Source organism: Actinoplanes sp. NPDC026670, from assembly GCF_040638175.1.
Classification (GTDB): domain Bacteria; phylum Actinomycetota; class Actinomycetes; order Mycobacteriales; family Micromonosporaceae; genus Actinoplanes.
Map to the genome: position 1 here is coordinate 58,578 of NZ_JBEZXU010000057.1, position 13,325 is coordinate 71,902.

Below are 13,325 nucleotides of genomic sequence, written 5' to 3' on the forward strand. Positions count from 1 at the left end.
GGATGTCTGGCTGGGGGACGTCCTGCTGAGTGCTGCGGGCGATATGTCCGGCTATTGTGCCTGCCATTTGCGGGCAAATGGGCAACGTGGCCCCGATGGCCTTGCTGGAATGGGCACATGCGGCCGGATGATGCTGAAGGACCTGCCGACCCGGGCGACGACGTCCGGGCGGCCCTCGCGGCCTGGCGTGACGGGCTCGTCGAACCCGGCGGCGCCAACCGCCTCATCGACCTGCCGCGCGGCGGCGCCGACCTCGTCGAGATCGTCGCCCCCGACCCGCCGGGAGTGATCGCGGCCCTGCGCCACGGCCGGGACTGCCCGCTGACCGGCGCTGGTGCGCGCAAGGCCACCGGCGCCCTGCGGACCGACCTGTCCGACGACGTGCTCCGGCCGTTGCTGCGCCGCCTGCGGCGGCACGCCCAGCTGGAACAGGCCGACCGCGGCGTCGACGTTCTGCACCTGGCCGTCGGCCTGCTGCACTGGCAGGACACCGACGGCACCGCCCACGCCAGCCCGCTGCTGCTGATCCCGGCCGACCTGGTCGCTCTCGGCCCCGGCGAGATTCCGCGGCTGCGGGCCGGCGCCGGCGACCCGATCGTGAACCCGGCGCTGTCGGCGCGGCTGAGCCGTCTCGGCATCACCCTGCCCGAGGTGGACGACCTGCTCGACGGGGCCGACCTGGCCGACTTCGACGTGGCCGCGATGACCGCCGCGATCGGCGCCGCGGTGAGCCGGCAGTCCGGCTGGCGGACCGCGGCGATCACGGTGCTGGCCCGGTTCGATCCGGCGGTCGAGGCGATCCACCGGGACCTGTTGGAGAACGAGGACCGGGTTCTGGCGCACCCGGTGGTCCGGGCGCTGGCCGAGGCCGACGGCGCGCCGGGGGCGTTCGCGTTCGAGCCGGCCGCCGCCGACGAGATCGACGTGCTGGCCCCGCCGGACGACGTGCCGCTGGTCCTGGACGCCGACGCCGCCCAGCGTGCCTGTGTCGCGGCCGCCTGTGACGGGCACAGTTTCGTCGTCGACGGCCCGCCCGGCACCGGCAAGTCGCAGACCATCGCCAACATGATCGGCGCGCTGGCGCACGCCGGGAAGCGGGTGCTGTTCGTCTCCGAGAAGGCGTCCGCCCTGGACAGCGTCCAGCACCGGCTGGCCGCCGCGGGACTCGGCAACTACCTGCTCGACCTGCACGGTTCGCGGGCCTCCCGCAAGCAGGTGGCCGCCACGCTGGCGGCCGCGCTGGACGCCGCCGCCCTGCCCGGGGCCGGTCTGGACAGCGAGGCCCGCGACCTGCTCCGGGAACGGCGGGCGCAGCTCAACGCGTACGCCCGGGCGGTGAACGAACCGCGCCCACCGCTGAGCCGCAGCCTGCAGGATCTGATCGGGCGTTTCGCCCGGCTCGCCGGGGTGCCGGAGGCGCCGGCGCTGCACTCCGCCGCGCTGACCGACGACGCCCTGGACCGGATCCGGGCCGCCGCCGACCGGCTGACCCGGGCGTGGCGGCCGGCCAACGAGCGCAGCGGCTTCCGCTGGCGGGAGGTCGCCGAGCGGGAGCCGCTGGCCGGGGCGCTGCACGACGCCCTGTCCGCGCTGGAGAATCTGGCCGCGGCCGCGGGCGAGAACACGGCCGTCACCAACGCCTTCCACCTGCGTCTGCCGACCGACGCCGCGGCCCTCTCGGAGATCGCCGAGCACGCCGCGCAGCGCCCGGCCGGTGTCGCCGACCAGTGGCTGACCACGACCAGTCTGCGCCCGGTCCGGCAGGCCGCCGAGGAGCTGGCCCAGCGCCTGGAGATCAGCCGCCGCGCCGCGGACGCGGTCCGGCACCGGGCCGGCGTCGCGTGGGAGGTGCTGGCCGCGCCGATGGACCTGGACGCGGTGCCCGAGCCGCCCACGCTGGAGCCGCCCGCGGTGCAGACCGGGCCGCTGACCGCCGCCGAGGCCAAGGCGCTGGCCGGCCGGTTCGCCGCCGACGCCGACGAACTGGAGCATCAGCAGCGCAACCTGGACCGGGCCACTGGACGCCTCGGGCTGCCCGAGGTGATCACGTTCTCCGACGTCGAGCTGGTCCACCTGATCGCCGAGCTCGGCGCCCGGCCCGACAAACCGGACCGGTCGTGGTTCTCGCCGGGCGCCCAGTCGGCCGTGCACACCGCCGCCGGGACGCTGCGCCTGCACGTCGAGGCGGTCAGCGCGGCCCGGGCCACCGCGCACGAGATCTTCACCGAGGCGGCCCTCACCGCGCCGGTCGAGGACCTGGCCGAACGGTTCGCCAACGTGCACCGGGGCGCCCGCAAGCTGCTCGCCCCGCACCGGCGCGACAAGGAGGCGGTCGCCGGGTTCACCAGGCCCGGCGTCGGTGTCGACGAGGCGGTCGCCGAACTCGGCCTGGCCGTCGCGTGGCGCCGCGCCCACGAGGGCCTGGTCGCCGCCGAACAGCAGCATGCCGGGCATCTCGGCCGCTACTGGAAACGGCTCGACACCGACTTCCCGGCGATCGGCCGCGCCCTGCAGACCGTCGCCGAGGTTCTGCGGGTCACCCCGCCGGAGGCGCTCGGCCAGGTCGTCGACTACGTCTGCGCCCCGCACACGGCGGGCGACGAACTGCACCGGGCGGTCACCGAGGCCCGTGACGTGTTCCGGCACTGGCGGTCCACGCTGCGCCCGGAACCCGACCCGGCGGGCCGGCCGGAGCTCGGCCACGGCCCGGTCCAGCACGCCGTCACCTGGATGCGCGCCCAGGTCGGCCCGCTGCGCGACACCGCCGGCCTGCTCGGGCAGCTCGGCGACGCGGTGGGCCGGGACCTCAACGTCGCCGAGGCGATCGGGGTGATCGAGGTGCGGCAGGGCGTGATCGAGGCCGAGCAGGCGTTCGCCGCCGCCACCCACGGGTACGAGAGCACGCTCGGCCCGGTGTTCCGGGGCAAGCAGACCGACCTGCGGGCGCTGGAGGACGCGATCGAGTGGACGGCGCACGCCCGTACCCTGCGGACCGGCGCTGACGCCGCCCTCAACAACGACCAGGCCCAGGCGATGACCGCGGGCCGGGCGGCCCCGGACCTGACCGGGCTGCTGGACTCGTGGCAGGCGGCCCGGCAGCGGATCCTGGACGCCTTCGGCCCGGCCCGGCAGGTCCGCCTCGGCACCGCCCTGGACCGCTACGAGACCGCCCGTGACCTGTTGCGTGACCTGCTCGACGACGACACCGGCCAGGCCGAGTGGTTCGAGTACCTGTCCGCCCGCGGAGTGCTCGCCGAATACGGTGTGGACGGCGCGGTCGACTTCTGCGCCGACCACGGCGTCGACGTGCACCGGCTCGCCGAGGTGATCGAGCGGGCCGCGTACCGGGCCTGGATCGACGCGATCCTCGCCGAGGACGAGCGTCTGCAGCCGCTCACCTCGGCCGGCCGCGACGAGCTGGTCGCCGAGTTCCGCCGCCTGGACGCCGAGCTCGCGCAGGACGCGGCGGGCGCCGTGATCGAGGCGCTCAACGCCCGCCGGCCCGCCCTCACCGGCGCCGGCGGCCCGGCTCTGATCCGGGCCGAGGGGGAGAAACCCGACGGGCATCTTCCGGTACGCGACCAGCTGACCGCCGCCTGGGACACGGTGGCCGCCCTCAAACCGTGCCTGGTCATGCCGCCGTCCGCGGTCAGCCGGCTGTTGCCCGCCGAGGCGAGCTTCGACGTCGTGGTGATCGACGAGGCGTCCCGGATGACCCCGGCCGCCGCGGCCGCCTGCGCCTACCGTGGCACGTCCCTGGTCATCGTGGGCGACGACGCGCAGCTGCCGCCGGCCGGCGACCAGCCGTCGGTGCTGGTGGTGGCCAACGACTGCGGCGCCTTCACCCGGCTCGCCCTGACCAGCCACTACCGCAGCCGGCACGAGAGCCTGATCGCCTTCGCCAACCAGGCGTTCTACCAGGACCGGCTGCTCACCTTCCCGGCCGCCCAGCTGACCGGCCCGGATCTCGGTGTGCAGCTCTACCCGGCGGACCAGGAGACCGAGGCGTCCACGGTCGCCGAGCGGGTGCTGCACCACCTCACCACCCGCCCATCGCTGTCGCTGGGGGTGGTCACGCTGACCGCCGCCCATGCCGACGGCATCGCTGACGCGGTCGAGGCCGCCCTGGCCGGCCGCCCCGATCTGGAGGGCTTCCTCGGCGACTTCGTGGTCGAGGGCGCCGACGCCGCGCAGGGCGACGAACGTGACGTGATCCTGCTGTCCACCGGCGCCGACCTGGGCGCGGCCGGCGGCCCGACCGGCGCCCGGCGTCTCGACGTGGCGATCACCCGGGCCCGGCAGCGGGTCGAGGTGATCTCCGCGATCAGCGCCGCCGACCGGGAGGAGCCGGGCGGCGAGGGTGAACGCCGGCTGGCCGCCTACCTCGACTACGCGGCACGTGGCGGCCCGGCGACCGGGGAACCCGCCCCGGATCCGCTCACCGAGTCGGTGCTGGACACCCTGCGGGGCTGGGGGCATCAGGCGGACGCCCTGTCCATCGGCATCGGGGTCCGGCTCGGCGATTCGTACGTCCTGGGGGTCCGCTGCGACACCCCGGCCGGGTCGGCCCGTGACCGGGACCGCCTCCACGACCAGATCCTGCAGCACCTCGGCTGGCGCCTGCACCGGGTGTGGGGTGTCGCCTGGCACACCGACCGGGAGACCGAGGAGGCCCGGCTCCGGGTCGCCGTGGAGAACGCGCTGGCCACCCCGGACGTCTTCGCCGACCTGCCGGAGGAGACGCTGACCGCCCGCCCGGCGCAGCGGCCCGAATGGGCGCTGCCCTACGAGCGGGCCGAGGTGCCGCCGCTGCCCGCCACCACCCGGCTCGACGACGCCGCGGCCCGGCGGCTGCTCATCGGCACGATCGAGCACATCGCCGAGGTCGAGGGCCCGGTGCACGTCGCCACCCTGACCCGCCGGATCCGCGAGGCGTGGGGCCTCAGCCGTCTCACCCAGCAGCTCAAGGCGGCCATCGACACGGCGATCACCCAGTCCCGGGCCGGGTTCGACGGCGCTTTCGTGACCGCCCCGGACGCGCCGATCCCGGCCGTCCGGGCGCCCGCCGACGGGGTGAGCCGCAAACCGGACCAGGTCGCCGACGCCGAGCTCCAGCTCGCTCTGGAATATCTGGTGCTGGACGCCGGCCTGGTCGAGGGGGAGGACCTGCTCGCTGCGGCGGGCCGGCTGTTCGGGTGGAGCGGCAGCCGTACCGGCGCGGCCCGGCTCGCCGCGATGCTGGACGACCTGGTGTCGGCGGGGCGGCTCATCGCCCACCGCAACGGGCTGATCGCGGCCCCGGAGAACGACCTGCTGGACCTGCCCGACCCGGCGACCCTGCCGCGCCGCGAGGAGGCCGGCTCGGCGATGCGGATCGAGGTCAACCTTTGACGGTCACCCTTTGACGTAGTCGTCGTGCGGGATGCCGGCCGCCCACAGGGCGGCCCGGATCCGTACGCAGTGCCGGACGATCGCCGGGTCCTCGGTCATCGCGCCGCCCGCGCTGGACCCGTCCGGCTCGAACAGGGTGAACACCACGCGCCGGTCGTCGAAGAGCCAGAAGTCGTCGTGGGCGACCGGCAGCCCCGCCGCCGCGGTCCGCGGCAGCCACCTGATGTCCTCACCGGCCTCCACGTTGAGCCCGGAGATGCTCAGCAGCCAGCGCGTGTAGTCACCGTGCGGCGCCGTGACCACCCGCAGCCGGCGCACACTGCGGCCCGACTCGGTGACCGCACGCATCAGCTCCAGCCATGGCCGCTGCCAGGCGGCGTCGTCCGGCTCGCCGTCCAGGAAGCGCTGGAACGGCGGCGCCTCCTCGGCGACCTGATAGACGTCGCGTACCTCCAGGTGGAAGGCGGTCCGGTCGAAGGACCGGAACATCCGCCGGAACGTGTCGGCCCGCAGCAGCAGCATGCATCCCACCCTGACCACAGTGGACGCGATCGGTCCACTCGAGGGCCGCGTCGGTGCAGGTGGGAGGAAAACTCGCGTTCAGAGCTCCCGTTTGAGGACCTTGCCGGTGGCGTTGCGGGGCAGCTCGTCCAGGAACGTCACGTCACGCGGCACACAGAACCGGGCCAGATTCCGCCGCACGTGGTCGCGTACCGCCTCGGCGTCGAGCCGTTCGCCCGGACCCAGCACCAGGTAGGCGGCGAGCCGCTGCCCCCAGTCGTCGTCCGGGACGCCGACCACCGCGACCTCACGGACCTGCGGCAGCGCGGCCAGCAGGTCCTCCACCTCGCCGGGGAAGATGTTCTCCCCACCCGAGATGATCATGTCGTCGGCGCGCCCGTCGACGTACAGCCGCCCCTTGTCGTCGAGGTGCCCGAGATCGCCGGTGCCGACCACGGTCCGGGTGGCGGCGTCCTGCCCGGTGTAGCCCTCGAACAGCATCCCGTTGCTGACATGGATCTGGCCGTCGACGATCGTCACCCGGGTGCCGTGCGGTGGCCGGCCCGCCGTCGAGGGCGCCTCCCGCAGGTCGGCCGGGGTGGCGATGGAGACCCACGAGGCCTCGGTCGAGCCGTACAGGTTGTAGAGCACGTCGCCGTACCGGTCCATGAACCGGGTGGCGAGGCCACCCGGCAACGCCGAGCCGCTCACCGCCGCCACCCGCAATCCGCGATAGGCGGCCGGGACGTCCAGCAGATTCTGCAGCATCACGGGTACGGCCACCAGCGCCGTGACCTCATGACGCGCCAGGGTGGTCACCACGTCGGCGGTGTCGAACCGGCGTCGCAGCACGATCGTCGCCCGCAGTGCCAGCGCGATCTGCATGCCCGCGTAGCCCCACGTGTGGAACAGCGGCGCCGCGATCATGACCCGTTCCCCGGCCCGCAGCGGGATCCGGTCGATCACCGAGCAGAGCGGGCTGAACCCGCCGGGTGTCGGCCGTCGCGCGCCCTTCGGCAGGCCGGTCGTCCCGGACGTCAGCACGATCGTCCGGCCCGGCCGTTGCGGCGGTGTCGCGAGCCCGGCCGGGGTGGACTCGATCAGCTCGTCGACCTGTTTCTCGCCGATCCGGACCGGGACCGTGGCGACCCGGTCGGTGAACTCGTCGTCGTGGATCAGCGCGGCCAGCCCCTGCGACTCGACGATCTGGCCGAGCTGGTGCGCCGACAGGCCGGTGTTGATCAGCACGGCGTCGGCGCCCCGGGTGGCGACCGCGATCAGGGCCTCCAGCATGCGGGCCGAGTTACGGCACAGCAGCCCGACCCGGTCCCCCGCTTCGACCGGCAGGGCGACGGCTAGCCGGGAACTGCGTTCCAGCAGCTCGGCGTAGGTCAGCTGCCGCTCGTCATCGATCACCGCGACCCGTTTCGGGCTACGGGCCGCCGCCTGCCGCAGCTCGCCGGCCAGCCCGAAACCCCACCGGCCCAGCGACGCGAACTGCCGCGCCACCCGCACCGGGTTCCCCGGCGTGAGCAGCCCGCGCCGGGCCATCGTCGACGCGATGAACAGCGCGTCCATCAGCGGATCTGCACACCGGAGACGGCACGGGCGATGACCAGCCGCTGGATCTCCGAGGTGCCCTCGAAGATCGTGTAGATCTTGGCGTCCCGGTACATCCGCTCGACCGGGTGCTCCCGCAGGTATCCGGCCCCGCCGAGGATCTGTACCGCCTTCTCGGTGACGGCCACCGCCACCTCGCCGGCCTTCAGCTTCGACATCGAGCCCTCGCCCGCTTCGAACGGCTTCTCGTTGCGCCCCATCCACGCGGCCCGCCACACCAGCAGCCGGGCCGCGTCGATCTCGGTACGCATGTCGGCCAGCGCGAACGCCACCGCCTGGTTCTCGATGATCGGCCGCCCGAACTGGACCCGGGTCTTCGCGTACTCCAGCGCGTACTCGTACGCCGCCCGCGCGATGCCCAGCGCCTGCGCGCCGACCGCCGGCCGGGACAGCTCGAACGTGCGCATCGCCGCCTGCCCCGACCGTCGTTGTCCCTCCCGTGCCCGGGCCAGCCGCTTGTCCAGGGCCTCCTTGCCGCCGAGCAGGCAGCTGCCGGGCACCCGCACGTCGTCGAGGAACACGTCGGCGGTGTGCGAGGCCCGCAGCCCCAGCTTCTTCAGTTTCCGGGTCGCGGCCAGGCCCTTGGTGCCGGGCGGCACGACGAACGCGGCCTGCCCCCGCGACCCGAGCGACGGATCCACACTGGCCGTCACCACGTGGACGTTCGCGATCCCGCCGTTCGTGGCGTACGCCTTCTGCCCGCTGAGCACCCACTCGTCGGTTGCCTCGTGGTAGACCGCCCGGGTCCGCATCGACGCCACATCCGACCCGGCCTCCGGCTCGGTGCTGCAGAACGCGCCCACCTTCGGATCGGCGGCGTCCCCGAAACACTGCGGCACCCATTCGAGCAGCTGGTCGGACGTCCCCGACCCGAAGATCGCCGCCACCGCCAGCGACGTGCCGGAGATCGCCATCCCGATCCCGCCGTCACCCCAGAACAGCTCCTCGTTCGCGATCGGCAGGCTCAGCCCGCTGCTGTCGGACCAGGTGTTGGCGAGGAACTCGAACCCGTACAGCCCGATCTTCGCCGCTTCCTGCAGGACGGGCCAGGGCGTCTCCTCGCGCTCGTCCCATTCCGGGGCAGCCGGCCGGATCACCGACGCGGCGAACCCGTGCACCCATTCACGCAGCTCACGCTGCTCCTCGTTGAGGTCGAGCCAGAACTCCACGGACAGCCTCCCGCCGGCAGGTTAACTCGCCGGTAACTTTACGAGCGCGTAATCCGCAAAACAACCACCATCGATGAATTAAAAACCCCGCGGTGTTGTCTCGGTGGCCGTCGGCTCCGTCGCCTTTTCCGGTACGCCCCACACCGCCCCGCCATCCCACCCCGCCCCGGGCCTACCGCGCGACGCAGGCCCATCCCAGGGCCGAACAGCGCCAGCCGGGCCGAATGCGACGGTCACCGCTACCCCACCCCACCTGCCCCGCCGAACGCCCCCAGCGGCCACCATCAGCCGGACGTTCGCGGTCGGCTCCCACCGCTGACCGGGCAGTTCTGAGCCGCCGGAATTGACAGGTTGTGTGGCTATTGAGGCCGTGGGTGATCCGGTGATGTTCAGTGCTGCCTCCCCGGAGCCGCACCGATCTTGCACGATTCCGCCCGCCCGCGGCGATCTTGCACGATCCTCCCGGTCCTGGGGCGTATCACCGTGCAAGGTCCACATCTCGGCCCGGACCTTGCACGCAATTCCCGGCTGGGGCGTGGAAATGTCTGCAAGATCGGCGCCGGGGTGGAGATTCGTGCAAGATCGCCGCGGGTGGGCGAAATCGTGCCCCGGTGAGGCTCCGGAGTCTTCTGCGTGGTGGTGTGGTTGTCGATGCCTCGGGGAGGTATCGCGGGGTGCAGATTCGTGCAAGATCCGCCCTGCGGGGGATTTCGCGAGGGTTGGCACTCTGGGGTGGGCGGAGCCGGCCGTCAGGTGTGAGCGTGGGCGACGTCAGGGCTGGCCGGTGACTGTGCCGGTCAGGTGGGGGTGGCGGGACGCGAGTGTGAAGGTCCAGCCGTTCGTGGTCGGGGCGGTGGTGAACGTTGCTCTGGCCGGTAGTAGCAGGGGCTTCTTGAACGTGACGTCCACCGTGCACGTCTCGGGCAGGCGGCCCTCCAAGGCGGCCAGGGCGTGTGCCATGGTCCACATTCCGTGGGCGATCGGGCGTGGGAAACCGAAGAGTCTCGCTCCCAGCCAGGACGTGTGGATCGGGTTGCGGTCGCCGGAGACGCCCGCGTAGTCGGTGCCCACCCGGGCCGGCACCCGCCACCGGCTGCCCGCCCCGGTGCCGCCCGTTGCCGCGGACCGTGATCCGTCCGGCGAATCCTCGCCGGCCGCGGACCGTGATTCGTCCGGCGAATCCTCGCCGGCCGGGGGCCGCGTTCCGGCTGGCGTATCGCTGGTCAGCTGCGATCCGCTCGGCGTGGTGCTGGTGAACGGCGATCCGGCCGGTGCGTTGCCGGGGGGCCGCGGTTCGGCCGGGGTGTCGGCGGTGGGGGCGGGACGCGGGCCCAGACGCAGGTAGGTGGACAGGCCGCGCCACACCTCGGCGCCGTCCATGGTCGCGGTGGCCCCGATGTCGAACTGGCGGCCCCGCGGGTGATCGCGGAGCCCGGTGGCGCGGACCGACAGGTCCAGGGCGGCGCCGGCCGGGATCGGGCGGTGGACGGTGATCCGGTTGCTGACGTGCACCAGGCCGATCAGCGGGAGCGGGAAGTCCGGGGCCGTCATCAGGCGCATGGCCAGCGGGAACGCGAGCACATGCGGATACGTCGCGGGCAGTGTGTCGCTGAGCCGGAACCCGCAGATCCGGTCGTAGGCGGCCAGGTGCGCGCGATCGACGGTGACCCCGCGCTGCCGGACCTCCACATCGGGAAGGGTGTCGCCGGATCGGACGAAACCGGGGATCAGCCCGAGCGCGGCCCGGGCGTAGGCGGCGGTGGTGCCCGGCCCGGAACTGAGCTCGACGACCGCGACCACGTCAGACCCCCACGAGACGAGGGGAGAAGACCGCAGCGATGGACGGCATGTCAGGCTCCCAGCAGGCTCTGGCCGCAGACCCGCACCACGTTTCCGGTGACCGACGCCGACCCGGGGGACGCGAACCAGGCGATGGCCTCGGCCACGTCGGCCGGCAGTCCGCCCTGCGACATGCTGTTCAGCCGCCGCCCGGCCTCACGCAGCCCGAGCGGCATCTTGGCGGTCATGGCCGTCTCGATGAAGCCCGGCGCCACCGCGTTGATCGTGATGCCGCGGCCGGCGAGCAGCGGCGCATAGGCCTGGACCTGCCCGATCACCCCGGCTTTGCTGGTGGCGTAGTTGGTCTGGCCCCGGTTTCCGGCGATGCCGGCGATCGACGCGACTCCGATGATGCGCCCGCCGGACGGGATCAGGCCGCGTTCCAGCAGCAGGTCGTTGACCTGTTCGGGGGCGGTCAGGTTGACGCCGATCACCGAGTCCCACCGGTCCTCGCTCATCCGGGCGATCGTCTTGTCCCGGGTGATGCCGGCGTTGTGGACGAGGATGTCGACTCCGGCGTGCGGCCCGGCGGCCAGGTAGCCGGCGAGGCGGGCGGGGGCGTCGGCGGCGGTCAGGTCGAGTTGCAGGGCCCGGCCGCGGGTCTCGTTGGCGACGCCGGCGAGCGCGTCGCCGGCGGCCGGCACGTCGAGCGCGATCACTTCGGCGCCGTCGCGGGCGAGGACCCGGGCGATGGCCGCGCCGATGCCCCGGGCGGCGCCGGTGACCAGGGCGAGCTTGCCGTCGAGGGGCCGGTCCCAGTCGGCCGGGGCCGCCACCGGGCCGGCGCCGACCCGGATGACCTGCCCGGACACGTAGGCCGACCGCCCGCTCAGCAGGAACCGCAGCGTCGACTCGATCCCCGCTTCACCGCCGGGCGCCACATACACGAGCTGGGCGGTGACGCCGCGCCCGAATTCCTTGCCGATGCTGCGGGTCAGCCCTTCCAGGCTCCGCTGCGCGATCGCCTCCTTCGGCGATCCGGTGGTCTCCGGAGGCGTGCCGAGCACGATCACCCGGCCCGAGGTCTCCAGAGCGCGGGCGTACGGGTGGAAGTAGTCGTAGAGTTCCCGGAGCTGTGGGGTGTCGACGATGCCTGTCGCGTCGAAGACGAGGGCGCTTACGCGTACCTCATCCGAAGAAGTGACCTCGACGCCGGCCGTCTCCAGAAGTTTTCGGGCCGGCTCGGAGAGCCGTCCGCCGGGGGCCGCGCCGAGCAGGACCGGCCCGGTGACCAGCGGATCTCCCGCCTCGTGACGGCGCAGCCGGGGCGGATCAGGCAGCCCGAGGCGCTTGACCACGGTCCGGCCGAGACCGGAGTTGGCGAAGTTCGCGTACCTGTCAGCCATGCGAGTAGCCTACCGGTGAGTAACCCTGTGAACACGTCCCCTGTCGATGTGGAGAATAGCCGTGCCGAACGTGCGCCGTGTGGCCGTGCTGGGCGGGAACCGGATTCCGTTCGCCCGGTCCAACAGCCGTTACGCCGAAGCGTCGAACCAGGACATGCTGACCGCGGCGCTGGACGGGCTGGTCGCCCGGTTCGGGCTGGCCGGGGAACAACTCGGCGAGGTGGTCGCCGGGGCGGTGCTCAAGCATTCGCGTGACTTCAACCTGACCCGTGAGGTGGTGCTCGGCTCGCGGCTCGACCCGCGGACCCCGGCCTACGACATCCAGCAGGCCTGCGGCACCGGCCTGGAGGCGGCGATCCTGGTCGCCAACAAGATCGCGCTCGGGCAGATCGACGCTGGGGTGGCCGGCGGCGTGGACACCACCTCGGACGCTCCGTTGCAGGTCAACGAGGACATGCGCCGGGCGCTGCTGGAGCTCAACCGGGCCCGGACGCTCGGCGCCCGGCTCAAGGCGGTGGCGAAACTGCGCCCGCAGCACGCGATCAAGCCGGAGCTGCCGCGCAACGCCGAGCCGCGGACCGGCCTGTCGATGGGCGAGCACGCGGCGATCACCGCCCTCACCTGGAACGTGGAGCGCGCCGCCCAGGACGAGCTGGCCCTCACGTCGCATCAGCGGCTCGCGGCGGCGTACGACAGCGGCTTTTTCGATGATCTTCTGACGCCCTATCTGGGGCTGACCCGTGACCAGAATCTGCGCGCCGACAGCAGTCTGGAAAAGCTTTCCAAGCTCAAGCCGGTGTACGGCACGGAGAACCCCACGATGACGGCGGGCAACTCGACGCCGCTCACCGATGGGGCGTCGGCCGTGCTGCTGGCCTCGGAGGAGTGGGCGGCCGCCCGGTCGCTGCCGGTGCTCGCGTATTTCGCGGATTCGGAGACCGCCGCCGTCGACTACGTGCACGGCGAGGAGGGGCTGCTGATGGCCCCGGCCTACGCGGTGCCCCGGATGCTGGCCCGCAACGGCCTGACGCTGCAGGATTTCGACTACTACGAGATCCACGAGGCGTTCGCGTCGCAGGTGCTGTCCACGCTGGCCGCCTGGGAGTCGCCGTCGTTCTGCAAGGAGAAATTGGGCCTGGACGCGCCGCTCGGCTCGATCGACCGGGCGAAGCTGAACGTCAACGGCTCGTCGCTGGCGGCCGGTCACCCGTTCGCGGCTACCGGCGGCCGGATCGTGGCGACCCTGGCCAAGCTGCTCGCGCAGAAGGGCGCGGGCCGCGGCCTGATCTCCATCTGCGCCGCCGGCGGCCAGGGCGTGGTGGCGATCCTGGAACGCTGACGAACCCGCGTGCCGATCTGTGGGGGGGGGTTGGGGCCCCAAAAGCCCCCCCGGTTGCGGGGGGGGGGGCCGGGGGGGGGGGGTGGGTGGGAGAGACCACCCACGAAAAAAAACAACACC

The 13,325-nt window shown here is 73.0% G+C and carries 7 protein-coding genes; 2 read left to right on the top strand and 5 right to left on the bottom strand.

The annotated features are described in order from the left end of the window. Positions 1–117: 117 nt before the first annotated feature. On the top strand, positions 118–5,391 hold the full coding sequence (locus AB0E94_RS39015) for a DUF3320 domain-containing protein (protein WP_360336952.1): 5,274 nt from the start codon (positions 118–120) through the stop codon (positions 5,389–5,391). Between the two features lie 3 nt (positions 5,392–5,394). On the opposite strand, the gene AB0E94_RS39020 is transcribed toward AB0E94_RS39015, so the two are convergent. The 5 genes from AB0E94_RS39020 to AB0E94_RS39040 all read right to left on the bottom strand — a co-directional run bounded on the left by AB0E94_RS39020 (position 5,395) and on the right by AB0E94_RS39040 (position 11,866). Then, entirely contained in the window at positions 5,395–5,913 is a 519-nt protein-coding gene (locus AB0E94_RS39020) for a DUF6879 family protein (protein WP_360336954.1), read from the bottom strand. A 78-nt stretch (positions 5,914–5,991) separates the two neighbouring features. Continuing rightward, positions 5,992–7,470, bottom strand: a complete 1,479-nt coding sequence (locus AB0E94_RS39025; RefSeq protein ID WP_360336956.1) for an AMP-binding protein — start codon at positions 7,468–7,470, stop codon at positions 5,992–5,994. Beyond that, on the bottom strand, positions 7,470–8,681 hold the full coding sequence (locus AB0E94_RS39030; protein ID WP_360336958.1) for an acyl-CoA dehydrogenase family protein: 1,212 nt from the start codon (positions 8,679–8,681) through the stop codon (positions 7,470–7,472). Before AB0E94_RS39030 ends, AB0E94_RS39025 begins: the two co-directional genes overlap by 1 nt. Positions 8,682–9,452: 771 nt before the next feature. Further along, positions 9,453–10,481, bottom strand: coding sequence for a MaoC/PaaZ C-terminal domain-containing protein (locus tag AB0E94_RS39035; RefSeq protein WP_360336960.1), 1,029 nt, complete (start codon positions 10,479–10,481; stop codon positions 9,453–9,455). Between the two features lie 50 nt (positions 10,482–10,531). Next, positions 10,532–11,866, bottom strand: coding sequence for a 3-oxoacyl-ACP reductase (locus AB0E94_RS39040; protein ID WP_360336962.1), 1,335 nt, complete (start codon positions 11,864–11,866; stop codon positions 10,532–10,534). 61 nt (positions 11,867–11,927) lie between these two features. Here AB0E94_RS39040 and AB0E94_RS39045 point away from each other — a divergent pair, with 61 nt between their 5' ends. After that, entirely contained in the window at positions 11,928–13,205 is a 1,278-nt protein-coding gene (locus AB0E94_RS39045) for an acetyl-CoA C-acetyltransferase (protein ID WP_360336964.1), read from the top strand. Positions 13,206–13,325 lie beyond the last annotated feature (120 nt).

What these genes read in the sequence shown, in the direction of transcription:
- AB0E94_RS39015 (WP_360336952.1), top strand. Translation starts at nt 118, where the DNA reads ATGCGGCCGGATGATGCTGAAGGACCTGCCGACCCGGGCGACGACGTC.
- AB0E94_RS39020 (WP_360336954.1), bottom strand. Translation starts at nt 5,913, where the DNA reads ATGCTGCTGCTGCGGGCCGACACGTTCCGGCGGATGTTCCGGTCCTTC.
- AB0E94_RS39025 (WP_360336956.1), bottom strand. Translation starts at nt 7,470, where the DNA reads ATGGACGCGCTGTTCATCGCGTCGACGATGGCCCGGCGCGGGCTGCTC.
- AB0E94_RS39040 (WP_360336962.1), bottom strand. Translation starts at nt 11,866, where the DNA reads ATGGCTGACAGGTACGCGAACTTCGCCAACTCCGGTCTCGGCCGGACC.